This is a genomic window from Pseudomonas sp. E102 (assembly GCF_052660185.1).
On the sequence record NZ_CP084025.1, the window covers coordinates 3,117,933 to 3,141,335 of the forward strand.

The following is a 23,403-nucleotide window of genomic DNA, read 5'->3' on the forward strand; positions in this document are numbered from 1 at the left end:
CTCCTAAGATCGATGCACTCACGGGTGCAGCGGAGCTGCCCGATAAAACCCGATTCAAGGACCTGACATGACGCACATCAAACGCTCCATTACCACCGAGCCCCGAACAGGGCTGACCCGGGAAGAACTCTGGGACGACCACGACAAAGGCTTGATCAAATGCTGGGAAATCGGCCGCGACCGGGCGGCGAGGTTTCCGGAACTGGCTCAACGCTGCCGGGACGGTGAACTGCCGGTGCTGGGCTGGAAAGGCGGGGTCAGCCGCAGTCTGAAGAAAACCGCCAAATTCGGTTGTCTCAAGTACCTGGCCCAATGGCAGGGCCTGCGCGGGGAGGACCTGGACATCGACCTGGCCCAGGAACGAACCCTGACCTGCTCCAGCACGAACATGATCGTGACGTTCACACCGGAGCGGGCCAAATACGTGAACCAGGAGCCCGCCTGACAACAATCGAGCGATGCCGGAGGCAGATATGACAACTGCGCCCAAGGTCAATTTCGCGGTGACGCCATTGCTGCGCATCGCCTATGAAGAACATGGACCCGCCAGCGGCGAGCCAATCATCCTGCTCCACGGTTTCCCCTATGACCCGCGCGCCTTCGACGAGGTGGCCCCGGTCCTGGCCCAACGCGGCTATCGGGTCATCGTGCCCTACCTGCGCGGCTATGGCCCGACCCGGTACAACAATCCCGCCATCGCCCGCTCCGGCCAACAGGCGGCACTGGCCCAGGACCTGCTGGACCTGATGGACGCGCTCGACATTCCCCGAGCCGCGCTGTGCGGTTATGACTGGGGTGGCCGCGCCGCGTGCATCGTCGCCGCCTTGTGGCCCGAGCGCGCCCGTTGCCTGGTAACGGGCGATGGCTACAATCTGCAGGACATTCCCCATTCAACCCAGCCGCTGAGCCCCGAAGATGAATACCGTCTGTGGTACCAGTATTACTTCCACACCGCCCGGGGCGTCGAAGGCCTGACGCAGAATCGGCGTGAATTGTGCCGATTGCTCTGGCGCCTCTGGTCGCCAACCTGGAAACGCGGCGCCGAGCTGTACCCTCTTAGCGCGCCGTCATTCGACAATCCGGACTTCGTCGAAGTGACGATCCACTCCTATCGCCATCGTTTCATGTACGCGCCGGGGGATCCGACGCTCGAGTGGATGGAGGAAAAACTGACAGAGCAACCTGTCATCAGCGTGCCAAGTATTTCCCTGTGCGGCGGCGATGACGGTGTGGGGCCTGCGACGGAGGACGATGAAGATACAGGCCACTTCAGCGGATTCTATGAACGCCGCGTACTGCCCGGCGTCGGCCACAACATTCCTCAGGAAGCGCCCGAGGCCACGGTCAAGGCGTTGCTTGATCTGCTTGGGCACTGAACCGCTCGCGATAAGCCTGGGGTGTCACGCCCACGGCTCGCAAAAAGCTGCGGCGCAGGGTTTCTTCGCTGCCGAAGCCACATTGCAGGGCGACGCGCTTGACCGGCACCGCGCTGTCGGCAAGCAGACGGCGAGCGGTCTCCACGCGGATCAGTTCCACGGCGCGGGCCGGGGTCTGGCCGGTCTCGGCGCGGTAATGGCGGACAAAACTGCGCTCACTCATGCCCGCCTCGGCAGCCAGGCTCGACAGGCCCAGGTCCCGCGTCAGGTTCTCGGCGATCCAGGCGTGCAATTTGTCGAAGCGACCGCCCTGCTTTTGTAGCGCCAGGGTGGCGCTGAACTGCGATTGCCCGCCGGGGCGCTTGAGGAAAACCACCAGATGCCGAGCCACCTCCAAGGCCATCGCCCGGCCCAAGTCCTCTTCGACCAACGCCAATGCCAGGTCAATCCCGGCCGTGACCCCGGCCGACGTCCAGACAGGACCATCCTTTATGAAAATCGGATTGGGTTCGACCCGCAGTTGCGGATGTTGCTGGGCCAACTGTTCACAGCGGGTCCAGTGAGTCGCCACCCGTCGTCCGTCCAGCCAGCCACTGGCCGCCAACAGGAACGCTCCGGTACACACTGACGCGACCCGTCGCGAGCGCATCCCTTGATGTTTGACCCAGGCCACCAGGGCTGGATCCTCGGCGGCTTCGTACACGCCCCAACCGCCCGCGATCAACAAGGTGTCGCTGACGTCGTTGGGGAGCGGCTCGGCCATCAGCGCCAACCCCGCCGACGACATCACTGCCCCGCCACCGGCAGCGACCACGGTCGGCGCGTACGGCGCCGGCAGACCCTGCCCACGAACAAGATCGTTGGCCGATGCAAATACTTGCAGGGGGCCGGTGACATCGAGCACCTGCACATTGGCGAAGGCCAGCACATGAATGGATTTCGGTGTATTTGGCATATTGGCGTGATTCGTGGGCTTATTGGCGAATACGCCAGATCCTACGAGCCTACAGTAAAACCGTCTACCCCTCGGCCATCATCCAAAGGAGCAAGCCACATGACGTTGCAGATCGGTTTTCTGTTGTTCCCTCAGGCCCAGCAACTGGACCTCACCGGCCCTTACGATGTACTGGCCTCGTTGCCGGATGTAAGAGTGCACCTGATCTGGAAAGACCTGGCGCCCGTCAATTCCAGCACCGGGCTGGTCTTGCTGCCGACCACCACATTTGAGGACTGCCCGAGGCTCGACGTGATCTGCGTCCCCGGCGGCAGTGGCGTCGGTCCACTGATGGAAGACGAGCAGACCCTGTCCTTCATCAAACGTCAGGCGGCCCATGCCAAATATGTCACCTCGGTGTGCACAGGTTCGCTGGTGCTTGGTGCGGCGGGATTGTTGCGTGGCAAGCGCGCCACCACCCACTGGGCCTTCCACAGTTTGTTGCAGCCCCTGGGCGCGACGCCGGTCAAGGACCGCGTAGTACGAGACGGTAACCTGCTCACCGGGGGCGGCATCACGGCAGGCATCGATTTTGCCCTGACCTTGGCGGCGGAGCTGTTCGATCGAGACACCGCGGAACTGGTCCAGCTGCAACTCGAATACGCTCCCGCACCGCCGTTCGCCTCAGGGTGTCCGGACACGGCGCCGACGAAAGTATTGGAAGAAGCCAACCGGCGTTCGGCGGAGTCTTTGCGGGTACGTTCGCAGATCACTCACCGGGCTGCGGCGCGGTTGGAGAAAGTGTAGCGGGAGGTTGAGCCAGGTAAGCGAGCGTTACCTGGCTGGAGCCGATGCTGGATCGATTCGCCTCAGTAAGGGCTTGCCGTCGGCCGCACCACCAGTTCGCTGACGTCGACGTCCGCCGGTTGTTCGATGGCGTAGGCAATCGCCCGGGCGATGGCCTCGGCGGGTATGGCGATCCGACGGAACTCACGCATCTCGGCGCGTCCGCCTTCATCGGAAATGCTTTCGGCCAACTCCGACTCGGTGACGCCGGGGGAAATCACGGTCACGCGAACATCCCCACCGACTTCCTGACGCAAGCCTTCGGAAATCGCCCGCACGGCATACTTCGTGGCGCAGTACACCGCGGCAGTCGGGCTGACTGCGTAGGCACCGATGGAAGCAATGTTGATGAATTGGCCGCTGCGCTGACGCTGCATCAGTGGCAGGCCGGCAGCGATACCGTGGAGCACCCCGCGGATGTTGACGTCGATCATGCGATCCCACTCATCGACTTTCAATGCCTCAAGTTTGGAGAGGGGCATGACCCCGGCGTTATTGACGATCACATCGAGTCGGCCGAATTTTTCGACGGCGAAATTGATCAGGCTCTGCACGTCATCGCGACGGCTCACATCCACGGCTTTGCAAGCAGCCCGTTGGCCGGCGGCCTCAAGCTCCTGCACGAGTGCCTGCAAACGCTCCTCGCGCCGGGCGCCCAATACGACGCAAGCCCCCCGGGCAGCCAGCAAGCGTGCCGCCGCCTCACCAATCCCGCTGCTGGCGCCAGTAATGACCACGACTTTGTTTTGAATATCGGACATGATGAATCCCTCGTCTGGATGTGTTGGCTCCCGGTGGAGCGTTTTGACAGGTCCAGATTAGGGATTCGTTCTGCGCTTCGGTTAGCCGGATTCTCCTGCGCATTTGCACGATCCTGTAACGATAGCGCCTCTGGTCGTCGCAGTTGCAATCGGCTTTACTAGCGCGATCCATTCAATTGGCCAGGGAGATTGATCGGCATGTCGGTATCCACGTCCATCACCATCACGCCTGATAACCGCATAGACGTGCGTCGCGCCGAACTGGCGAACCTGATGAAGCGCTTCGCACCGGAATTTGGTGTCCACGCCACGGCTATTGAAGCGTTGCACCTGATCCGCTGCGACCAACCCACAGAAGCCCTGCACGTCGTGCACAAGCCGGGGCTCTGTGTGATTGTGCAGGGTCGCAAAGAAGTCACGCTGGCCCACGAGCGCTATGTCTACGACCCTCTCAATTACCTGGTGGTCTCGGTGACGCTGCCGCTGGCCGGCCAAGTGATCGTGGCCAGTCCAGAGCAACCGTACCTGTGCATTCGCCTGGACATTGAGCCGGCCCAGATCTGTCGGCTGATTGCCGATGCCAACCCCATCGGTTTGCCGGCTGAAAGAACTGACCGCGGATTATTCCTAGACCGAATTGACGAACCCCTGCTCGACGCTATGCTGCGTTTGCTGCGGCTGCTCGACAGTCCGGACGACATCGCGACACTTGCGCCCTTGGCCCAGCGGGAGATTTTCTATCGACTGTTGCGCGGTGCCCAAGGCCGGCGCCTGCATGAAATCGCAATTCCTGACACCCAGACCCACCGCATCAGCCGAGCCATCGAGTGGCTCAATAGCCATTATGCCGAGCCATTGAGCATCGAGAGTCTGGCGCAAATGATCAATCTCAGCCCTTCGGCGCTGCATCACCGCTTCAAAGCCGTGACCGCCATGAGCCCGCTGCAATATCAGAAACAGCTGCGCCTGCAGGAAGCCCGACGATTATTGTTGGCCGAGAACTGCGACGTTTCGTCAATTGGCTACAAGATGGGCTATGAAAGCCCTTCTCAATTCAGTCGGGAATACAGTCGCCTATTCGGCGCCTCGCCGAGCAAGGACATCGCTCGTCTGCGGGCGATGGCATTACAGGCCAGCAGCGCCTGATCCGGCATGCAAAACCCGACGCCAGGCCTTATGGAATATCTTTCTCGCAGACGAAAAAAAACCCGCCTAAGCGGGTTTTTCCAAGACCATTACGACTCCCTGTCGATAGCTATCCTTGCAAGGTCGATCATCCCTGATCCTGAGCACTCCCTGTGCTTCAGTGGATGAGCAAAGATTACGCGTCGGATCCAAAGTGAAATAGAGGATATAACTACCAAGCCGTGTAAGACATTCGCTATACCCTCCCTTCCGAAAACCCTTAGTCAATCGGGCATCGGATCGATAAAGGCTCCGAAGCCATATCATGCCTTGCTCAGGAATTCCTCGATGTTGGCCATTTGCTCATCCCAACCCCGACTATCCATTCGAAAGGCCTTGAGTCGACGCGCTTCAGGAATACCGTTGAATCCCGACTCCACCACTTTCAACAACGTCCCCCCCTTAAAGTCTTCGAGTTCGAACTCCACCTGAGTCTCGGACTCTTGGGAGTAATCCGTCTGTGGCTCGATAGCGTAGGGATGCCAGCGAAACGAAAACACCCGCTCGGGCTCGACACGCGCCACCATCACATCCCAAACGAGGTGTTCGTAGCCCGGATAAGTAATCTGCCCTTGGGTGCGCTCTCCGGCGACAAACCGTTTCCCGTCGAGATTCACACCAAACCATTGGCCGAAGGTCTCAGCATCGGCCAGTGCGCGCCAAACCTGCGAACGGGGCGCCTTCAATAAGATCTTTCTTTCGATACGGTCAGGTAAATGCATGGGTCACCTCCTTGTTCAACACTAGGCTTGTAAGACCACGAGGCCAACCGGAAAGTTGTGTCAGCGCATTGTTTGGGTACACTCCCTCCGGCAGTTTTACCCGTCAAGGAGAGATTGATAATGTCCAAACGCTTGCTGCTGCCCCTTATTCCGCTGCTGTTCGTCAGCCCCGTCCAAGCTGATGATTGCGCAAACGCCACGACCCAGGGCGAGTTGAACCAGTGCGCAACCCAGGAAAACAGGGCCGCCGATAAAGAGTTGAACCGCTTGTACCAAAAAATCACAGCGCGCCTGAAGGATAACGCTGCGGCCAAACAATTGTTGGTCAAGGCACAGCGCGCCTGGATTGACTTCCGTGACGCTGAATGTAGCTTTTCGGCGTCCGGTGTCGAAGGCGGAAGCGTCCATCCCATGATCCACAATGAGTGCATCACGACGCTGACCAAGGCGCGGATTGACGCGTTCAACACCTATCTCAGCTGCAAAGAAGGGGACCTGAGCTGTCCGGTGCCTGAAGCTTGATTGAGGACAATGAGAGGGATGACAAGCCATCCGGTTTTAATCCAAGCGCAAAAACAAAACCCCTACCTGCATCAGCAGATAGGGGTTTCGGAATTTAATCTTGACGATGACCTACTCTCACATGGGGAAACCCCACACTACCATCGGCGATGCATCGTTTCACTTCTGAGTTCGGGATGGGATCAGGTGGTTCCAATGCTCTATGGTCGTCAAGAAATTCGGTAGCCAGCGCGTGCCTTACGGTCACGTTCCAGCAAATGGGTATGTGATAGCGTGTTGCTTGTGAGTATCTCGAACTTTCGGTTCGTTTCGTCTTCACAACACCGCAATCTGGCCTCTTTCGAGTCTACAAATTGCTTGGGTGTTATATGGTCAAGCCTCACGGGCAATTAGTACAGGTTAGCTCAACGCCTCACAGCGCTTACACACCCTGCCTATCAACGTCGTAGTCTTCGACGGCCCTTCAGGGAGCTCAAGGCTCCAGTGAGATCTCATCTTGAGGCAAGTTTCCCGCTTAGATGCTTTCAGCGGTTATCTTTTCCGAACATAGCTACCCGGCAATGCCACTGGCGTGACAACCGGAACACCAGAGGTTCGTCCACTCCGGTCCTCTCGTACTAGGAGCAGCCCCTCTCAAATCTCAAACGTCCACGGCAGATAGGGACCGAACTGTCTCACGACGTTCTAAACCCAGCTCGCGTACCACTTTAAATGGCGAACAGCCATACCCTTGGGACCGGCTTCAGCCCCAGGATGTGATGAGCCGACATCGAGGTGCCAAACACCGCCGTCGATATGAACTCTTGGGCGGTATCAGCCTGTTATCCCCGGAGTACCTTTTATCCGTTGAGCGATGGCCCTTCCATACAGAACCACCGGATCACTAAGACCTACTTTCGTACCTGCTCGACGTGTCTGTCTCGCAGTCAAGCGCGCTTTTGCCTTTATACTCTACGACCGATTTCCGACCGGTCTGAGCGCACCTTCGTACTCCTCCGTTACTCTTTAGGAGGAGACCGCCCCAGTCAAACTACCCACCATACACTGTCCTCGATCCGGATAACGGACCTGAGTTAGAACCTCAAAGTTGCCAGGGTGGTATTTCAAGGATGGCTCCACGCAGACTGGCGTCCACGCTTCAAAGCCTCCCACCTATCCTACACAAGCAAATTCAAAGTCCAGTGCAAAGCTATAGTAAAGGTTCACGGGGTCTTTCCGTCTAGCCGCGGATACACTGCATCTTCACAGCGATTTCAATTTCACTGAGTCTCGGGTGGAGACAGCGCCGCCATCGTTACGCCATTCGTGCAGGTCGGAACTTACCCGACAAGGAATTTCGCTACCTTAGGACCGTTATAGTTACGGCCGCCGTTTACCGGGGCTTCGATCAAGAGCTTCGCGTTAGCTAACCCCATCAATTAACCTTCCGGCACCGGGCAGGCGTCACACCCTATACGTCCACTTTCGTGTTTGCAGAGTGCTGTGTTTTTAATAAACAGTCGCAGCGGCCTGGTATCTTCGACCGGCGTGGGCTTACGCAGCAAGTGCTTCACCCTCACCGGCGCACCTTCTCCCGAAGTTACGGTGCCATTTTGCCTAGTTCCTTCACCCGAGTTCTCTCAAGCGCCTTGGTATTCTCTACCCAACCACCTGTGTCGGTTTGGGGTACGGTTCCTGGTTACCTGAAGCTTAGAAGCTTTTCTTGGAAGCATGGCATCAACCACTTCGTCACCCAAAGGGTAACTCGTCATCAGCTCTCGGCCTTAAGATCCCGGATTTACCTAAGATCTCAGCCTACCACCTTAAACTTGGACAACCAACGCCAAGCTGGCCTAGCCTTCTCCGTCCCTCCATCGCAATAACCAGAAGTACAGGAATATTAACCTGTTTTCCATCGACTACGCTTTTCAGCCTCGCCTTAGGGACCGACTAACCCTGCGTCGATTAACGTTGCGCAGGAAACCTTGGTCTTTCGGCGTGGGTGTTTTTCACACCCATTGTCGTTACTCATGTCAGCATTCGCACTTCTGATACCTCCAGCAAGCTTCTCAACTCACCTTCACAGGCTTACAGAACGCTCCTCTACCGCATCACTTACGTGATACCCGTAGCTTCGGTGTATGGTTTGAGCCCCGTTACATCTTCCGCGCAGGCCGACTCGACTAGTGAGCTATTACGCTTTCTTTAAAGGGTGGCTGCTTCTAAGCCAACCTCCTAGCTGTCTAAGCCTTCCCACATCGTTTCCCACTTAACCATAACTTTGGGACCTTAGCTGACGGTCTGGGTTGTTTCCCTTTTCACGACGGACGTTAGCACCCGCCGTGTGTCTCCCATGCTCGGCACTTGTAGGTATTCGGAGTTTGCATCGGTTTGGTAAGTCGGGATGACCCCCTAGCCGAAACAGTGCTCTACCCCCTACAGTGATACATGAGGCGCTACCTAAATAGCTTTCGAGGAGAACCAGCTATCTCCGAGCTTGATTAGCCTTTCACTCCGATCCACAGGTCATCCGCTAACTTTTCAACGGTAGTCGGTTCGGTCCTCCAGTCAGTGTTACCTAACCTTCAACCTGCCCATGGATAGATCGCCCGGTTTCGGGTCTATTCCCAGCGACTAGACGCCCTATTAAGACTCGCTTTCGCTACGCCTCCCCTATTCGGTTAAGCTCGCCACTGAAAATAAGTCGCTGACCCATTATACAAAAGGTACGCAGTCACCCAACAAAGTGGGCTCCCACTGCTTGTACGCATACGGTTTCAGGATCTATTTCACTCCCCTCTCCGGGGTTCTTTTCGCCTTTCCCTCACGGTACTAGTTCACTATCGGTCAGTCAGTAGTATTTAGCCTTGGAGGATGGTCCCCCCATATTCAGACAAAGTTTCTCGTGCTCCGTCCTACTCGATTTCACTTCTAAGATCCTTTCGCGTACAGGGCTATCACCCACTATGGCCGCACTTTCCAGAGCGTTCCGCTAAAATCAAAGAAGCTTAAGGGCTAGTCCCCGTTCGCTCGCCACTACTAAGGGAATCTCGGTTGATTTCTTTTCCTCAGGGTACTTAGATGTTTCAGTTCCCCTGGTTCGCCTCTTGCACCTATGTATTCAGTACAAGATAACCATCTTATGATGGCTGGGTTCCCCCATTCAGACATCTCCGGATCACAGTCTGTTTGCCGACTCCCCGAAGCTTTTCGCAGGCTACCACGTCTTTCATCGCCTCTGACTGCCAAGGCATCCACCGTATGCGCTTCTTCACTTGACCATATAACCCCAAGCAATCTGGTTATACTGTGAAGACGACATTCGCCGAAAATTCGATCTGGCTCTAAGAGCCACTCACAAATTTTACCTTAGCCTGATCCGTTACCAGTGAGAGTAACGTTCAGTCTATCTTTCTATCACATACCCAAATTTTTAAAGAACGATCTAATCAAAAGACTAGAAATCAACATTCATCATCCAGCGGATGGAACGCTCATTTCTAAGCTTTCAGAAGCAGTTTATGGTGGAGCCAAGCGGGATCGAACCGCTGACCTCCTGCGTGCAAGGCAGGCGCTCTCCCAGCTGAGCTATGGCCCCATAACAAAATTGGTGGGTCTGGGCAGATTCGAACTGCCGACCTCACCCTTATCAGGGGTGCGCTCTAACCAACTGAGCTACAGACCCAATTTCGAGCTTGTAACTGTTAGCTGTGAGCTATCAGCTTGGAGCTTAAAGCTGCTTCTATCGTCTTCTTCAATGAATCAAGCAATTCGTGTGGGAGCTCATGGAGCCGCTGCTGTCGTCGATTAAGGAGGTGATCCAGCCGCAGGTTCCCCTACGGCTACCTTGTTACGACTTCACCCCAGTCATGAATCACACCGTGGTAACCGTCCTCCCGAAGGTTAGACTAGCTACTTCTGGTGCAACCCACTCCCATGGTGTGACGGGCGGTGTGTACAAGGCCCGGGAACGTATTCACCGCGACATTCTGATTCGCGATTACTAGCGATTCCGACTTCACGCAGTCGAGTTGCAGACTGCGATCCGGACTACGATCGGTTTTGTGGGATTAGCTCCACCTCGCGGCTTGGCAACCCTCTGTACCGACCATTGTAGCACGTGTGTAGCCCAGGCCGTAAGGGCCATGATGACTTGACGTCATCCCCACCTTCCTCCGGTTTGTCACCGGCAGTCTCCTTAGAGTGCCCACCATAACGTGCTGGTAACTAAGGACAAGGGTTGCGCTCGTTACGGGACTTAACCCAACATCTCACGACACGAGCTGACGACAGCCATGCAGCACCTGTCTCAATGCTCCCGAAGGCACCAATCCATCTCTGGAAAGTTCATTGGATGTCAAGGCCTGGTAAGGTTCTTCGCGTTGCTTCGAATTAAACCACATGCTCCACCGCTTGTGCGGGCCCCCGTCAATTCATTTGAGTTTTAACCTTGCGGCCGTACTCCCCAGGCGGTCAACTTAATGCGTTAGCTGCGCCACTAAGAGCTCAAGGCTCCCAACGGCTAGTTGACATCGTTTACGGCGTGGACTACCAGGGTATCTAATCCTGTTTGCTCCCCACGCTTTCGCACCTCAGTGTCAGTATCAGTCCAGGTGGTCGCCTTCGCCACTGGTGTTCCTTCCTATATCTACGCATTTCACCGCTACACAGGAAATTCCGCCACCCTCTACCATACTCTAGCTCGACAGTTTTGAATGCAGTTCCCAGGTTGAGCCCGGGGATTTCACATCCAACTTAACGAACCACCTACGCGCGCTTTACGCCCAGTAATTCCGATTAACGCTTGCACCCTCTGTATTACCGCGGCTGCTGGCACAGAGTTAGCCGGTGCTTATTCTGTCGGTAACGTCAAAACACTAACGTATTAGGTTAATGCCCTTCCTCCCAACTTAAAGTGCTTTACAATCCGAAGACCTTCTTCACACACGCGGCATGGCTGGATCAGGCTTTCGCCCATTGTCCAATATTCCCCACTGCTGCCTCCCGTAGGAGTCTGGACCGTGTCTCAGTTCCAGTGTGACTGATCATCCTCTCAGACCAGTTACGGATCGTCGCCTTGGTGAGCCATTACCTCACCAACTAGCTAATCCGACCTAGGCTCATCTGATAGCGCAAGGCCCGAAGGTCCCCTGCTTTCTCCCGTAGGACGTATGCAGTATTAGCGTCCGTTTCCGAGCGTTATCCCCCACTACCAGGCAGATTCCTAGGCATTACTCACCCGTCCGCCGCTCGCCACCAGGTACAAGTACCCGTGCTGCCGCTCGACTTGCATGTGTTAGGCCTGCCGCCAGCGTTCAATCTGAGCCATGATCAAACTCTTCAGTTCAAACATCTTTGGGTTTTGAGAAAACCCTAAACTTGGCTCAGCAATCGTTGGTTACATCTTTGATTTCTCGCGGAGTAACTTGTGATGCTGATAATCTGTTGACTAGCAGTCTGACTCCACAAGCACCCACACGAATTGCTTGATTCAGTTGTTAAAGAGCGGTGGGTTGAGCCTTTCGTCTCAACCGAGGCGCGCATTCTACAGCGCCCCGTGTATCTGTCAAGCGGTTATTTTAAGAAGCTTTCAAAGTTTCGCTTGGAAATCCTTAACAACTTCAACCACTTGCGCTTCCGATCTCTCGTTAGCGGGAGGCGAATTCTACAGCGTTACTCGCTGCTGTCAACACCTCTTTTTTACCGCTTTCGACCGAGAAGATCGAACCGTCGATAGCGCCCAACAAACCGGCCTACCCACTCCTTCCACGCCTCGATGAACTGAAGCGAAGCACTTACCGAAACTTGGTTAACTCATTGAAACTCAAGGAGTTTTCCGTTTCGACTGCGCCGGAAGTGGGGCGAATTATAGACATCCAGAATTTGCCGTCAACCGTTATTTTTTCCTTTCTTTATCTTTCCGGCTGAACGGGTCCAAACCCGCCTGATATATAGACTGCGCCGCTTGAAATGCGCACTATATTGCTCAAACCCGTTTCTCTTGCCCTTTTATTGGATGACACCCCGTAATGACTCCAGCCAATCGCAACCTGGTTTCTTCTTTATTCCCGGTTGCCTTGCTAATAATCGCGATGGCCTCGATCCAGTCTGGCGCGGCTCTTGCCAAAAGCATGTTCCCGGTAGTGGGCGCGCAAGGAACCACGACCCTGCGCCTTATCTTCGCCAGCATCATCATGTTGTTATTGCTACGCCCTTGGCGCGCCAAGCTCACCGCTCAATCCCTGCGCACGGTGATGGTCTACGGGATGGCGCTCGGCGGCATGAACTTCCTCTTCTATATGTCTCTTCGTAGCGTTCCGCTGGGCATTGCCGTGGCACTGGAATTCACCGGCCCGCTGGCGGTTGCAATCTACGCCTCGCGTCGGGCGATCGATTTCCTTTGGATCGCCTTGGCAGTGATCGGATTGCTGCTATTGATACCTACCGGGGCAGCCGACACCGGCATCGACTTGGTAGGTGCCGGTTACGCCCTGGGCGCAGGCGTGTGTTGGGCGCTATACATTCTGTTTGGCCAGAAGGCCGGCGCGGACAATGGCGTTCAGACCGCAGCATTGGGAGTCATGATAGCGGCTCTGTTTGTCGCCCCTATTGGTATTGTGCACGCCGGTGCCGCGCTGCTGACGCCGAGTCTGATTCCGGTCGCCATCGGGGTCGCCATCCTGTCCACAGCCCTGCCTTATACCTTGGAGATGATTTCCCTGACCCGGATTCCAGCCCGCACGTTCGGCACGCTAATGAGCGTCGAGCCCGCGATCGGCGCCTTGTCGGGATTTATCTTCCTTCAGGAATACCTGTCGCTGGCGCAGTGGGCCGCCATCACCTGCATCGTCCTTGCATCAGTCGGCGCGACACTGACGATGGGAGATACCGCAAAGCCCGCCATCGCAGCAGATTGAGCAGTTTTTATATAGCTCTGGTATTTACCGCACATTTAGGCCATGTTTAGCCCCGTAACCTAATGCCAGGCATGGATTTTTTTATACAGGACGTCATGAACGCTTCAAGCGAAAGCGAACACAGCCGTACGTAGACACAAGATCCACGACGGCATAAGGACGGGAATGAAACGAATCTTGATCTTGATCGCCGTGCTGGCAGTTGCGGGCTGCGCGGCGACATCGAAAACCGAAATGAAACGCGGTAAAAAGGGCCTTCACATCAATTGCTCCGGTCTGACTTCATCCTGGGACCAATGCGCCGCCACGGCGGCCAATTCATGCGCCCCCAAGAACTACAAGGTGATCGCCAAATCCGGTGATGCCGTCGAGGAACCGGGTGACTATCCCTTCGGGCTCAACCCCGCCGGGTATACCAGCCGCAGCATGATCGTCATCTGCAAATAATCAGCGGATCAGTCAAAGGGTCGCTCGGCGATTCGACGACTGATTTCCTCACGGCTGGATTTGAGGACATCGCGCTGAATCTCAGGCGACGCCAACATGCGTGCCACTACCAATGCCCCGACACATTGTGACAGGACCGCCCATGCCAGGCTGTCACTTCCCATTATCCGCGCCCAGCCTTCATGCAACCGGCAGATCCAAGTCTGTGCCGCCTCCCGTACCTGAATATCCGAGCGCGCGATCTCTGCCCCCAACACGGGCAAGGCACACCCCACCTCCGGTTGCTCCACATGGCTCATGCTCAAGTACTGCTTGAGGCAACGCTCCAGTTTCGTTGAGTCCATGATCCCATCGCCACTCAAGCGGTCCAGGCTGTGGGCCAGCTCTCGTTCGACAATCGCCCTGAAAAGCTCATCCTTGGATGAGAAATGGCTATAGAACGCGCCGCCGCTCAACCCGATCGCCTTCATCAGGCCATCAACGCCCACCGTTGCAAATCCGGATTTCTTAGCAGAGATAGCGCTGCTGGCGAGCAGTTTTTCGCGAGTTTCCATCTTGTGGTTGGCTGAATAACGCATCGTCCTGCCTCTGAATGCACACCTTGACGTTGGCCGGATCTTAACATAACGTCCGTTTAGTTAACGATCGTTTAGCAATGGGACGGACTATGAATAACAAGAAGGTCGTACTGGTTGTGGGTGCTGGCGATGCCACCGGCGGGGCAATAGCCAGGCGTTTCGCCCGGGAGGGTTTCGTTGCCTGCGTCACGCGTCGAAGTGCCGACAAGCTTGAGCCGTTAGTTAACAGCATTCGGGACGAGGGAGGTGATGCTCACGGTTTCGCCTGCGATGCGCGCAACGAAGATGAAGTCATCGGGCTGATCGAGCAAATTGAAGTACAGATCGGACCGATCGAAGCTTTCATATTCAACATTGGCGCTAATGTGCCCTGCAGCATTCTGGAGGAGACGGCGCGCAAGTATTTCAAGATCTGGGAAATGGCTTGCTTCTCCGGCTTTCTCAATGCTCGGGAAGTGGCCAAGCGCATGGTCAAGCGCCAGCGCGGGACAATCCTGTTTACCGGAGCCACGGCCGGATTGCGCGGAGCGTCAGGGTTCGCCGCGTTTGCCGGGGCCAAGCATGGTGTGCGAGCTTTGGCGCAAAGCATGGCGCGCGAACTGGGCCCGATGAACGTCCATGTCGCTCACGTAATAGTGGACGGCGCCATCGACACGGCCTTCATTCGCGACAACTTCCCGGAAAAATATGCCACCAAGGACGAAGACGGCATTCTCGATCCGGAACACATTGCTGAAAATTACTGGTACTTGCATACCCAGCCCCGCGATGCCTGGACATTCGAGCTGGATGTGCGCCCCTGGAGCGAACGCTGGTAAGCCTCCACCTCATAAAAAAAAAGAGCAGCCCATGAGCAAATCCGTAGAGTTTTTCTTCGATCTCGGCAGCCCCACCACCTACTTGGCCTACACGCAGTTACCTGCGCTTTGCGCACAAGCGGATAGTGAGCTGATCTACCGCCCGATGTTGCTGGGGGGTGTCTTCAAGGCAACCGGCAACGCATCGCCTGTTACCGTACCGGCCAAAGGGCCATATCTGTTCAAGGATCTGAATCGCTTTGCTACCCGTTATGGCGTTGAGTTCAAGCTCAACCCCTATTTCCCAATCAACACGTTGCTGTTGATGCGCGCCGTAACCGGGATGCAATTGCGCCACCCAGACCGATTCGAGACCTTTATCGATTGCCTGTTCCGCGCGCTTTGGATTGACGCCCGAAATCTCAACGATCCAGCGACAGTTGCGGCGGTTCTGGAAGGCGGCGGTTTTGATCCTGGGTATGTACTGGCCTTGACCTCTGATCAACAGGTCAAGGACCAGCTCAAAAACTCCACCGAAGAAGCGATCCGCAGAGGCGTGTTTGGCGCGCCGAGCATGTTTGTAGGCAACGAGCTGTTCTTCGGCCAGGATCGGCTGGACTTCGTCCGTGAAGCCCTAGCCTGACCTTTTTGCATCAGATCGCCGCTGTCCGGGTGTTCAGCCATTGCAGCGCATCGCCTTGCAGCAATGGGCTCAACCGACGCTGAACCTCGGCGTGGTAGGCGTTGAACCAGTCCCTTTCATCCTGGGTCAGCAACGCTGGCTCAAGGCAACGGGTATCGATCGGGCACAGCGTCAGGGTTTCGAAGGACAGGAACTCACCGAACTCGCTACTGCCTGCCTCGCGGTTGAGGACCAGGTTCTCGATGCGCACACCCCAGCGACCCGGGCGATAAGTGCCCGGTTCGATGGACGTGATCATACCCGGCTGCATCGCGGTTTGCGGCGCGGCAGCGGCTTGATAGGCAATGACTTGTGGCCCCTCGTGCACGTTCAGGAAATAACCGACGCCATGGCCAGTGCCATGGCCGTAATCCACCTGCTCGGCCCAGATTGGCGCGCGGGCGATGGCATCGAGCAAAGGCGATAGAATGCCCCGGGGAAATTTGGCCCGCGATAACGCGATCACACCTTTGAGGACTCGAGTGCAATCACGCTTCTGCTCCGGCGTTGGCGTTCCGACCGGTACCATGCGTGTGATGTCCGTGGTACCGCCGAGATACTGGCCACCCGAATCGATCAACAACAGGCCATCACCTTCGATAACGGCGTGCGCTTCTTCCGTGGCGTGGTAATGGGGCATTGCGCCATTGGCATTGAAGGCCGCGATGGTATTGAAGCTCAGGGAGACGAAATCCGGCCGGCGTTTGCGTGCCGCGGTCAGATGTTCATCGATAGTCAGCTCGGTGATGCGCTCGCGGCCCCAGGCGCTTTCCAGCCAGGCGAAGAATTCGCAGAGCGCCGCACCGTCCTGTTCCATTGCCTGGCGGATATGCTCGGCATCCGCCGAGGTTTTGCGGGATTTGGCCAGGGTCGTGGGGTTGAGACCTTCGACCAGCTTGACGCCACTGTCCAGGTTATCCAGCAAGCCGACCGTGACCCGCGCCGGATCGATCTGCAGGCTCGCACCGCTTGGCACTTCACGCAGCGCGGCCGCGGCTTCGCTGTAATCGCGCAGCGTCACGCCATCCTGTTCAAGAGTGGCACGCAATGGCGCACCGACTTTGTCCAAGGCTACGAACAACGTCGCCTGTTGTTGGCCAATCAACGCGAAGGAGACAAACACCGGGTTGAACGACACATCCGCGCCACGCAAATTGAACAGCCAGGCAATGTCATCCAGGGTCGCAATGAAATGCCAATCGGCACCGCGTTCCTTGAGGGATTCGCGCAGTTTGGCAAGCTTCTCTACACGACTCACCGTGGCTTGGGGTGGCAGGTGGGCGTAGACGGGCTGATCCGGAAGGGCTGGACGATCGGTCCAGATCTTATGCAGCAGGTCGACGTCGGTACGCAACCGCGCGCCGCGCGATTCAAGCTTACTGCTCAGCGTGCGGGCCGACGCAACGGCCATGACTGCACCGTCGACCGCCACAACACCACCCTCGGGTGTTTGTTCACCCAGCCAGTCCAATGGGCCGGGCTGACCTGGCATGAGCTTGACCAACTCGATCCCACTGCCCTCCAGTTCCTTCGTGGCCTGTTCCCAGTATCGACTGTCGGCCCAGACCCCGGCGAATTCCCCCGTCACGATCAAGGTGCCGACCGATCCATGGAAGCCGGACAACCACTGACGCCCTTGCCAATAGCCTGGCAGATATTCGGACAGATGCGGATCGGCCGACGGGACCAGCAGCGCATGAACGCCCTCCTCGCTCATCAACTGGCGAATTCGGGCCAGGCGCTGGGGCACCTCTCCTGGGGTCAAAGGCTCGGTACTCATTATTACTCCTGCTAATCGATTTTATTGTTCGTTGCAAAAGGTCGGTCGGTTCAAGGGGTCGTCGCCCAAAACGCCGGCGCAGCAGCGCAGGCTTCCTTGATAACCCGCACCGCCTCATCAATATCCTGTTCGCTGGTGAAACGCCCCAGGCTCAAGCGGATAGTCCGCCCGGCCGCACGTGCATCATGCCCCAGGGCCAGCAGGACATGGGATGGGCTGTTCTGCGCTGAATTGCAGGCCGAAGTAGCCGAAAATGCAATCGACGCACCCAATGTCGCCGAGTTGAATTCACCTTCGTTGAACGTCAGGCTCAACGTGTGGGGAATACGGCAGCTCGCACTGCCATTGATACATACACCGGGTAATGCCAACAGCGGCTCGAGCAAACGATTGCGCAACCGGGCGATCTGGGCAAGCTCCTGGTCGAACGACTGCGCCGCCAGCTCGAACGCAGCGCCCATGGCTGCAATCTGATGGGTCGCCAGGGTGCCGGAGCGCAAACCACCTTCGTGGCCTCCGCCATGAATCTGTGCCGATACCCGAGGCCGCGCACGGTCGCCAACGTATAGCGCGCCGATACCCTTGGGTCCGTAGATCTTATGCGCGGAAAAGGACATCAGGTCCACCGGCCACCGGGCCAGGTCGATGCCCACCTTTCCCGCCCCTTGGGCGGCGTCCATGTGGAACAGCGCGCCGTGCTCGCGAACGATCTCACCGATGGCAACGGCGTCGTTGACGGTTCCCAACTCATTGTTCACCAGCATCAGCGACACGAGGAACGTGTCTTCGCGCAGGGCCTCGCGAACCGCGCGCGCAGTGATCAGGCCATCGGCGTCTGGCGCCAGCCAAGTCACCTCGACGCCACTTTGCTCTAGTTGCCTGACCGTATCGAGAACCGCCTTGTGTTCGATCAGGCTGGTAATGACATGCCCACCGCCGGCACCGCGCGCCTGCGCCACGCCCTTCAAGGCAAGGTTATTGGATTCGGTGGCACCGGAGGTCCAGATGATTTGATCGGCTCGAGCGCCAACCAACCGGGCCACCTGCTGGCGTGCCTGCTCCACGGTTTGTCGTGCCTCCTGGCCGAACGCATGGGAGCTGGAGGCTGGGTTGCCAAAGTTACCGTCGAAGCCCAGGCATTGGATCATGACCTGGATAACCCGCTCATCCACCGGCGTGGTGGCGGCGTAATCGAAATACAAAGGACGCTTATTCATAAGGAAACTCGCAGAGCCGGTTCCAAGACCAGGGTGCCCTCGTTGGATTCGAGACAAGCATTACCTGATCAAGACCTTTAAAGAAGTCGGACTTCATTTATAAGTGCGTAGGAACGCTCCTGGAACAGCGAGCTTAGCAGGCATCGCGCCGAAGCTCAGCCCTCACTCATGCTTTCGAGCAATAACGGATACAGCGACGCGACCAACAGCAGCGCCATGCCCCAGTTGAACAGGCGCAACCATCGACGATCACGCAACAGGTTTCGCAACAGGCTGCCACAAACGACCCAAAGGCTGACGCTTGGCAGATTGATCAAGGCAAACACCGCCGCGATCACTACCACATTGAAAAAGTAGCCTTGCAGCGGTGTATAGGTGCTGATTGCACCGATGGCCATGATCCAGGCCTTGGGGTTGACCCATTGGAACGCCGCCGCGCCCCAGTAACCGATCGGCTTGTTGTTGCCCGTTGAGCTGTCCGAGACCGGGCCGGAATGGGCGATTTTCCATGCCAGGTACATGAGATACGCCGCGCCTATGTAGCGCAGCACGGTGTACAGCAATGGATAAGTCTGGAACACCGCGCCCAGGCCAAGGCCCACCGCCAGCACCAGGGAAAAAAAGCCGCAGGTGATGCCCAGCATGTGAGGGATCGTACGGCTGAAACCGAAATTGACACCCGAGGCCAGCAACATGGTGTTGTTGGGGCCTGGTGTGATCGAGGTCACCAGGGCAAACAGGGCGAAGCCCAGCAGCAGGTCAAGCGAGAGCGTCATGGCAGGTCAATCCGTTGGGGCAGTCAAATGATGACCCTACCCCACGTCCCGGCACGCGCCCATGGACAGTTAGGCAAAACTTCGAGCGGTACAGTCTTTCAGCTTGGTCGGCCAGGCAGTTGAACGGTCCGTTCGGCATTCATTTCGCCACGCTCGTCGAAACCGGTATTTTTCTGCGACGGTCCCAGCAATTCGGCTTTCTTCGCGTGATACTCCTCAAAAGAAAGGCCTCGGCGATTCAGCGCTTCGAGGGCCAGCTCACGAGTTTCCTCAGCTGTGTAAGGACGCAGCTCCGGAGACGACGAGGCGCAACCGCTCAATACGGTGACGGCCAACAGTAGCAAGACAGCAAGGATACGGTTCATGGCGGGCGTCCAATGTTCTGTAGTGGGGCGATGAACAAAGGCTACCCGCCAGCATGGAACGGCAAAAATCAACGGTTTCGATAGTGGGTATCGCCCTCTCGTATCTCTCGTTGCGCTTGGCTGACCCAGGGGCAATGCAGAGCGCCGTCCAGGCTGCGCTCGATAATGCGCAGTACCTGAAATGAGCCGAACGTCACCGCTTTGGCCCGATGCTTGTGAACCAGCCACCAGAAATACCCCTCGCCATCTGAAATGACGATTCCTATTAACCTCCACAAGGAGCTCACCCTTGGCCAAGTCGCCGCTCGCAGCAGCGTAGCGGTCACGGCGCTGCACCTCTATGAGTCCAAGGGTCAAAAGCACCCGCAACCAGGGCAATCAACGTCGCTACCCTCGGGAAGTGCTACGGCGGGTGGCGCTGATCAAAAGTCGCTCAGCGCCTGGGCATTCCCTTGACGGAGATTGGCGAGGCGCTGAAGAATCTGCCGGAGGATCGCGCTCCGACAGCAGCCGACTGGCAGACCTTGTCGGCGCCGTGGAGCCGGAATCTGGATGAGCGCATCAATCAACTGATCGCTCTGCGCGACCGACTGAACGGCTGCATCGGTTGTGTGTGATCGTCCGGGAGCTTGATGGCTCGCCACCCAAACACCAAACCACGCTTATCGCTAACGCGAAACATTTTCTTTCAACTTACTCTTCAGGATTTGAGTGTCTCGTTCGTCTTAATTAGATGCAGCAGGCCGCGTCGGCAAAAGCCACGGTCTGCTTTTCCAGGGTTCAGGCCGTTGCGAAGCCCGCGACACGGAACCTTCCATCGAATCAAGACGTTCAATCATGTCGAAGAAGTCCCGCTCCAAACTCTGGTTTCTCGTTCATAGCTGGTTGGCGTTGCCCATCTGGTTTTTTGTCCTGATCGTCTGCGTCACCGGCACTCTGGCGGTGGTCAGCCAGGAGATCGTCTGGCTGGTCAATCCTGAGATGCGCGCCAGCAAGCCCAGCGATGACGCCCCGTTGCTCAGCTATGACCAGGTCATGGCCGCCATCAAGCAAGCCCAGCCGTTGACACAAGTGCAAAGTATCGTGCGTCCGGATGAGTCGCATTTTGCCCTTGAAGCCAAAGTCACCTACCCCGACGGCCGCCCGGACACCGTCTACGTCAATCCCTACAGCGGCGTCATCCAGGGATCGGCCCCGGCGTTCAATTTCAGGGCTTTTACCCGCGCCCTGCATGGATGGTGGCTGGTGCCGTTCACCAACGGCTACAGCTGGGGCTGGTACCTGGTGTCTCTCCTCGGCCTGCCGATGCTGGCATCACTGGTTACCGGGCTTGTCGTCTACAAACGCTTCTGGAAAGGTTTCTTGCGCCCGACCTTGCGCATCCGCCACGGCGCGCGGATTTTCTGGGGCGATTTCCATCGGCTCAGCGGTATCTGGTCGATCTGGTTCATTGCGGTCATTTCCGTGACCGGCACCTGGTTCCTGATCGAAGCCACACTGGCCGACAACGGCATCTCCATCTCCAGCGCGCCGGTCGTCCCGGTCGTGGCTCGTGAAAGCGTTCCACTGTCAGCCGATGGTATTGCTCCACCACGATTGAACCTGGACCGAGCCATCGAGATCGCCCGGCAGCAAATCCCGGGGTTGGACGCGAGTTTTGTCAGCCTACCCGGCAATGCCTACAGCCACGTCGAAATCGGCGGGCGCGGCTGGTATCCATTGATGTTCCAGACCGCGACCATCAATCCCTACAGCGGCGAGGTGGACGCCACGCGATTGTTGGCGGACCGCACGCCCCTGGAGTTCGTCACCGAATCCATGCGGCCATTGCACACCGGGGACTTCGGCGGCCTCTGGATCAAGCTCATCTGGTTTTTCTTCGGTCTGATCCTGAGCATGATGGTCCTCAGTGGGTTGCTGATCTGGACCAAACGCACCGCCCTGGCCACTGCCAACGCCGTCAAGCGCAGCCAGAAACCTGCCCGGCCCGCCCGGATCGCCCCCCCATTGCAACCCTCCCTCCACCGTGACTCGCCGGAGGGCAGCCTGTGAATCCGTCCACCACAACCCTGCCACCCTCTCGCCTGGGCCGGTTCTGGCATAAATGGCGTTTCCATCTCAATGTGCTGTTGCTGCTGATTCCCCTGGGCTTCATGCCCAAGTATTTCTCGGAAGCTGCGTTGTTCCGTGGCGACGGCGGGCTCGGAGAGCGGGAAGTCGGTGAGATCCAGGTCGGGCCGTGGAGCTTGCGCCTGGCGGAATTTCGCAACGAAGCCCCTCGTACCCAGGGTCCCGCCGGCCCCATGAAGCACTTCAATGCCGCGCTGTGCCAACGCTGCATCAGCCAGGTGAAAGCCACCTATCTGCGCATTGGCAAGCCCCGCAGCCTGCGGGCCGCCGGGGTGATTTTCTTTGGCTCGCCCTATCGCATGGGCGCGTTGTTGCCAGTCCCGCCGAAGACCCAGCCCGATGCCGAACTGTGGATAACCCTCGAGGGTTGGGACGGTTCGATGCACCAGGCCTCGATTCCACTGAACCAGGCCTCCCCGGCCACCGTTGCCTGGCTGAAAACCCAAGGAGCCCGACCATGACCCTCCGCGCCTTCCTCAACAGCATGGCATTGCTCCTTTGCGCAAGCTTGAGCACCAGCGCACTGGCCCATAACCCAATGTGCGAGTGCAAGGCCATCGACGCCGAGCAGATCCAATGCACCGGCGGTTTTTCCGACGGCAGCGGTGCACCCGGAGTGACGCTGGACGTGATTGGCTATGACGAAACCATCCTCGTACCCGGCAAGCTCGGCGCCGACTCAACGCTGACCTTCAAGAAACCGGACGCCGAGTTCTACGTACTCTTCGACGCCGGCCCCGGGCACGTCGTGGAAATCGACCAAGCCGACATCGAGGCCCCATGAGCACACCTACCCTCCGCGTCGTTCGCCCCGCTGGCGCGGGCCACGAAACCCTTTATGTCTTGCTGCTGTGCCTGATCATCGTATTGGGAGCCGGGTCGGTGGTGGCCTGGCATGGCGAAACCCAGGACGTCACTCCCGTGCAAAGCAACCAGTTGGATGCCCGTCGCGACCTCAGCGCCGCCGAGCAAGGCATCTATGCCGACCTGCGGGTCACGCTGGACGAGATCCGCATTCTGCGCGAAAGCGAGCTAGCCCTTCCCGGCCCGCAAGCGTTGGCGGACGAAGGTTTTGCCCCGTTCGCCCAAGATGCCAGTTCTGTCACCCGCGGCGGCCACGCCTGGCAACTGCTGGGTGAAAAAGCCTACTTTGGCGCGAGTGCTACCCCGTCAATCGCAGGCTCCTTTCTGATGCGCATCAGCGAAACATCCGACGCGCCCCCGGACATCTGGCTCAACCGCAGCAATCCTGCGACCGCCCCTGCCGTGTTGGACGACGCTGCTTTGTCCGCATCCGGCTGGCAACAGATCGTCGCGCAATTCGATGCCGGCGTGACCCGCCAGCACCGGCATTGACCCCTCGCCCTCATCCAAGAGAAGACCGCTTGC

Annotated in this window: 21 protein-coding genes, 2 tRNA genes, 3 rRNA genes and 1 pseudogene; 14 read left to right on the forward strand and 13 right to left on the reverse strand. The window is 57.6% G+C overall.

Features of this window, described 5'->3' with window-relative positions; all coding sequences use genetic code 11:
• Window positions 1-67 precede the first annotated feature (67 nt).
• Together DOCECA_RS14130 and DOCECA_RS14135 are read left to right on the forward strand one after the other, a co-directional pair.
• Complete coding sequence (locus DOCECA_RS14130) at window positions 68-445, forward strand: hypothetical protein (RefSeq protein ID WP_445570709.1); 378 nt, start codon at window positions 68-70, stop codon at window positions 443-445.
• Between the two features lie 28 nt (window positions 446-473).
• On the forward strand, window positions 474-1,376 hold the full coding sequence (locus DOCECA_RS14135; protein WP_445570710.1) for an alpha/beta fold hydrolase: 903 nt from the start codon (window positions 474-476) through the stop codon (window positions 1,374-1,376).
• Here the strand turns inward: DOCECA_RS14135 and DOCECA_RS14140 are convergent.
• A complete protein-coding gene (locus tag DOCECA_RS14140) occupies window positions 1,345-2,331 on the reverse strand; it encodes a GlxA family transcriptional regulator (protein ID WP_420767862.1) in 987 nt (328 codons plus the stop codon). The two genes, DOCECA_RS14135 and DOCECA_RS14140, sit on opposite strands and share 32 nt — an antisense overlap.
• Before the next feature lie 99 nt (window positions 2,332-2,430).
• Here DOCECA_RS14140 and inhA point away from each other — a divergent pair, with 99 nt between their 5' ends.
• On the forward strand, window positions 2,431-3,117 hold the full coding sequence (gene inhA, locus DOCECA_RS14145) for an isonitrile hydratase (RefSeq protein ID WP_445570711.1): 687 nt from the start codon (window positions 2,431-2,433) through the stop codon (window positions 3,115-3,117).
• A 62-nt stretch (window positions 3,118-3,179) separates the two neighbouring features.
• Here the strand turns inward: inhA and DOCECA_RS14150 are convergent, their stop codons facing one another.
• A complete protein-coding gene (locus tag DOCECA_RS14150) occupies window positions 3,180-3,917 on the reverse strand; it encodes an SDR family oxidoreductase (protein WP_445570712.1) in 738 nt (245 codons plus the stop codon).
• 198 nt (window positions 3,918-4,115) lie between these two features.
• On the opposite strand from DOCECA_RS14150, the gene DOCECA_RS14155 reads away from it, so the two are divergent.
• Window positions 4,116-5,063 (forward strand): AraC family transcriptional regulator N-terminal domain-containing protein, encoded by a 948-nt coding sequence (locus DOCECA_RS14155; protein ID WP_445570713.1) that lies wholly within the window; start codon window positions 4,116-4,118, stop codon window positions 5,061-5,063.
• Window positions 5,064-5,365: 302 nt separating this feature from the next.
• Here DOCECA_RS14155 and DOCECA_RS14160 read toward each other — a convergent pair whose 3' ends face one another.
• Window positions 5,366-5,824: an SRPBCC family protein gene (locus DOCECA_RS14160; protein WP_445570714.1), complete on the reverse strand. Its 459-nt coding sequence runs from the start codon at window positions 5,822-5,824 to the stop codon at window positions 5,366-5,368.
• A gap of 120 nt (window positions 5,825-5,944) precedes the next feature.
• Between DOCECA_RS14160 and DOCECA_RS14165 the strand changes: the two genes are divergently transcribed.
• Window positions 5,945-6,346, forward strand: a complete 402-nt coding sequence (locus tag DOCECA_RS14165) for a lysozyme inhibitor LprI family protein (RefSeq protein ID WP_434606983.1) — start codon at window positions 5,945-5,947, stop codon at window positions 6,344-6,346.
• A gap of 98 nt (window positions 6,347-6,444) precedes the next feature.
• Here the strand turns inward: DOCECA_RS14165 and rrf are convergent.
• The 5 genes from rrf to DOCECA_RS14190 all read right to left on the reverse strand — a co-directional run bounded on the left by rrf (window position 6,445) and on the right by DOCECA_RS14190 (window position 11,672).
• Window positions 6,445-6,560 (reverse strand): 5S ribosomal RNA (gene rrf / locus DOCECA_RS14170).
• 154 nt (window positions 6,561-6,714) lie between these two features.
• Window positions 6,715-9,606, reverse strand: a 23S ribosomal RNA gene (locus DOCECA_RS14175).
• A gap of 241 nt (window positions 9,607-9,847) precedes the next feature.
• Window positions 9,848-9,923, reverse strand: a tRNA-Ala gene (locus DOCECA_RS14180).
• A gap of 10 nt (window positions 9,924-9,933) precedes the next feature.
• Window positions 9,934-10,010, reverse strand: a tRNA-Ile gene (locus DOCECA_RS14185).
• A gap of 123 nt (window positions 10,011-10,133) precedes the next feature.
• Window positions 10,134-11,672: ribosomal RNA gene (locus DOCECA_RS14190) — 16S ribosomal RNA — on the reverse strand.
• The 16S, 23S and 5S rRNA genes sit together here with 2 tRNA genes alongside, the layout of an rRNA operon.
• A gap of 682 nt (window positions 11,673-12,354) precedes the next feature.
• Between DOCECA_RS14190 and rhtA the strand changes: the two genes are divergently transcribed.
• Both rhtA and DOCECA_RS14200 read left to right on the forward strand, forming a co-directional pair.
• On the forward strand, window positions 12,355-13,242 hold the full coding sequence (gene rhtA / locus DOCECA_RS14195) for a threonine/homoserine exporter RhtA (protein ID WP_420767268.1): 888 nt from the start codon (window positions 12,355-12,357) through the stop codon (window positions 13,240-13,242).
• A 165-nt stretch (window positions 13,243-13,407) separates the two neighbouring features.
• Window positions 13,408-13,689 carry a hypothetical protein gene (locus DOCECA_RS14200; RefSeq protein WP_420767267.1) on the forward strand — a complete coding sequence of 94 codons (282 nt, stop codon included), beginning with the start codon at window positions 13,408-13,410 and terminating at the stop codon, window positions 13,687-13,689.
• An 8-nt stretch (window positions 13,690-13,697) separates the two neighbouring features.
• On the opposite strand, the gene DOCECA_RS14205 is transcribed toward DOCECA_RS14200, so the two are convergent.
• Window positions 13,698-14,267 (reverse strand): TetR/AcrR family transcriptional regulator, encoded by a 570-nt coding sequence (locus DOCECA_RS14205; RefSeq protein WP_420767266.1) that lies wholly within the window; start codon window positions 14,265-14,267, stop codon window positions 13,698-13,700.
• Window positions 14,268-14,356: 89 nt separating this feature from the next.
• Between DOCECA_RS14205 and DOCECA_RS14210 the strand changes: the two genes are divergently transcribed.
• Both DOCECA_RS14210 and DOCECA_RS14215 read left to right on the forward strand, forming a co-directional pair.
• Window positions 14,357-15,085 (forward strand): SDR family oxidoreductase, encoded by a 729-nt coding sequence (locus DOCECA_RS14210; protein WP_445570715.1) that lies wholly within the window; start codon window positions 14,357-14,359, stop codon window positions 15,083-15,085.
• 31 nt (window positions 15,086-15,116) lie between these two features.
• Complete coding sequence (locus tag DOCECA_RS14215; RefSeq protein ID WP_445570716.1) at window positions 15,117-15,707, forward strand: 2-hydroxychromene-2-carboxylate isomerase; 591 nt, start codon at window positions 15,117-15,119, stop codon at window positions 15,705-15,707.
• Between the two features lie 10 nt (window positions 15,708-15,717).
• Here the strand turns inward: DOCECA_RS14215 and DOCECA_RS14220 are convergent, their stop codons facing one another.
• The 4 genes from DOCECA_RS14220 to DOCECA_RS14235 form a co-directional block, all read right to left on the reverse strand.
• On the reverse strand, window positions 15,718-17,526 hold the full coding sequence (locus DOCECA_RS14220) for an aminopeptidase P family protein (protein WP_420767263.1): 1,809 nt from the start codon (window positions 17,524-17,526) through the stop codon (window positions 15,718-15,720).
• 50 nt (window positions 17,527-17,576) lie between these two features.
• On the reverse strand, window positions 17,577-18,743 hold the full coding sequence (locus tag DOCECA_RS14225; protein ID WP_445570717.1) for a cysteine desulfurase family protein: 1,167 nt from the start codon (window positions 18,741-18,743) through the stop codon (window positions 17,577-17,579).
• Window positions 18,744-18,898: 155 nt separating this feature from the next.
• A complete protein-coding gene (locus tag DOCECA_RS14230) occupies window positions 18,899-19,519 on the reverse strand; it encodes a LysE family translocator (RefSeq protein WP_420767261.1) in 621 nt (206 codons plus the stop codon).
• Window positions 19,520-19,617: 98 nt separating this feature from the next.
• Window positions 19,618-19,884 (reverse strand): hypothetical protein, encoded by a 267-nt coding sequence (locus tag DOCECA_RS14235; RefSeq protein WP_420767260.1) that lies wholly within the window; start codon window positions 19,882-19,884, stop codon window positions 19,618-19,620.
• Between the two features lie 252 nt (window positions 19,885-20,136).
• Here DOCECA_RS14235 and soxR point away from each other — a divergent pair.
• From soxR to DOCECA_RS14260, 5 genes and pseudogenes are all read left to right on the forward strand, one after another.
• Window positions 20,137-20,495 (forward strand): annotated as a pseudogene (gene soxR / locus DOCECA_RS14240) (redox-sensitive transcriptional activator SoxR); the annotation flags it as partial.
• A 226-nt stretch (window positions 20,496-20,721) separates the two neighbouring features.
• The gene (locus DOCECA_RS14245; RefSeq protein ID WP_420767259.1) at window positions 20,722-21,936 is read left to right on the forward strand and encodes a PepSY-associated TM helix domain-containing protein; all 1,215 of its coding nucleotides are present in this window, start codon (window positions 20,722-20,724) and stop codon (window positions 21,934-21,936) included.
• Window positions 21,933-22,475: a thiamine pyrophosphate-binding protein gene (locus DOCECA_RS14250; protein WP_434606995.1), complete on the forward strand. Its 543-nt coding sequence runs from the start codon at window positions 21,933-21,935 to the stop codon at window positions 22,473-22,475. The genes DOCECA_RS14245 and DOCECA_RS14250 overlap by 4 nt, the downstream gene beginning before the upstream one ends.
• Window positions 22,472-22,798 carry a hypothetical protein gene (locus DOCECA_RS14255; RefSeq protein WP_420767257.1) on the forward strand — a complete coding sequence of 109 codons (327 nt, stop codon included), beginning with the start codon at window positions 22,472-22,474 and terminating at the stop codon, window positions 22,796-22,798. Before DOCECA_RS14250 ends, DOCECA_RS14255 begins: the two co-directional genes overlap by 4 nt.
• Complete coding sequence (locus tag DOCECA_RS14260; protein WP_445570718.1) at window positions 22,795-23,370, forward strand: DUF6162 family protein; 576 nt, start codon at window positions 22,795-22,797, stop codon at window positions 23,368-23,370. Before DOCECA_RS14255 ends, DOCECA_RS14260 begins: the two co-directional genes overlap by 4 nt.
• The last annotated feature ends 33 nt before the right edge of the window (window positions 23,371-23,403 follow it).

Bases quoted from the DNA above. Each gene is read 5' to 3' on its own strand.
- DOCECA_RS14230 (WP_420767261.1), bottom strand. From the start codon at position 19,519: ATGACGCTCTCGCTTGACCTGCTGCTGGGCTTCGCCCTGTTTGCCCTG.
- rhtA (WP_420767268.1), top strand. From the start codon at position 12,355: ATGACTCCAGCCAATCGCAACCTGGTTTCTTCTTTATTCCCGGTTGCC.
- DOCECA_RS14260 (WP_445570718.1), top strand. From the start codon at position 22,795: ATGAGCACACCTACCCTCCGCGTCGTTCGCCCCGCTGGCGCGGGCCAC.
- DOCECA_RS14205 (WP_420767266.1), bottom strand. From the start codon at position 14,267: ATGCGTTATTCAGCCAACCACAAGATGGAAACTCGCGAAAAACTGCTC.
- DOCECA_RS14200 (WP_420767267.1), top strand. From the start codon at position 13,408: ATGAAACGAATCTTGATCTTGATCGCCGTGCTGGCAGTTGCGGGCTGC.
- DOCECA_RS14210 (WP_445570715.1), top strand. From the start codon at position 14,357: ATGAATAACAAGAAGGTCGTACTGGTTGTGGGTGCTGGCGATGCCACC.
- DOCECA_RS14215 (WP_445570716.1), top strand. From the start codon at position 15,117: ATGAGCAAATCCGTAGAGTTTTTCTTCGATCTCGGCAGCCCCACCACC.
- DOCECA_RS14220 (WP_420767263.1), bottom strand. From the start codon at position 17,526: ATGAGTACCGAGCCTTTGACCCCAGGAGAGGTGCCCCAGCGCCTGGCC.
- DOCECA_RS14235 (WP_420767260.1), bottom strand. From the start codon at position 19,884: ATGAACCGTATCCTTGCTGTCTTGCTACTGTTGGCCGTCACCGTATTG.
- DOCECA_RS14150 (WP_445570712.1), bottom strand. From the start codon at position 3,917: ATGTCCGATATTCAAAACAAAGTCGTGGTCATTACTGGCGCCAGCAGC.
- DOCECA_RS14165 (WP_434606983.1), top strand. From the start codon at position 5,945: ATGTCCAAACGCTTGCTGCTGCCCCTTATTCCGCTGCTGTTCGTCAGC.
- DOCECA_RS14160 (WP_445570714.1), bottom strand. From the start codon at position 5,824: ATGCATTTACCTGACCGTATCGAAAGAAAGATCTTATTGAAGGCGCCC.
- DOCECA_RS14130 (WP_445570709.1), top strand. From the start codon at position 68: ATGACGCACATCAAACGCTCCATTACCACCGAGCCCCGAACAGGGCTG.
- DOCECA_RS14255 (WP_420767257.1), top strand. From the start codon at position 22,472: ATGACCCTCCGCGCCTTCCTCAACAGCATGGCATTGCTCCTTTGCGCA.
- DOCECA_RS14155 (WP_445570713.1), top strand. From the start codon at position 4,116: ATGTCGGTATCCACGTCCATCACCATCACGCCTGATAACCGCATAGAC.
- DOCECA_RS14135 (WP_445570710.1), top strand. From the start codon at position 474: ATGACAACTGCGCCCAAGGTCAATTTCGCGGTGACGCCATTGCTGCGC.
- inhA (WP_445570711.1), top strand. From the start codon at position 2,431: ATGACGTTGCAGATCGGTTTTCTGTTGTTCCCTCAGGCCCAGCAACTG.
- DOCECA_RS14225 (WP_445570717.1), bottom strand. From the start codon at position 18,743: ATGAATAAGCGTCCTTTGTATTTCGATTACGCCGCCACCACGCCGGTG.
- DOCECA_RS14140 (WP_420767862.1), bottom strand. From the start codon at position 2,331: ATGCCAAATACACCGAAATCCATTCATGTGCTGGCCTTCGCCAATGTG.
- DOCECA_RS14245 (WP_420767259.1), top strand. From the start codon at position 20,722: ATGTCGAAGAAGTCCCGCTCCAAACTCTGGTTTCTCGTTCATAGCTGG.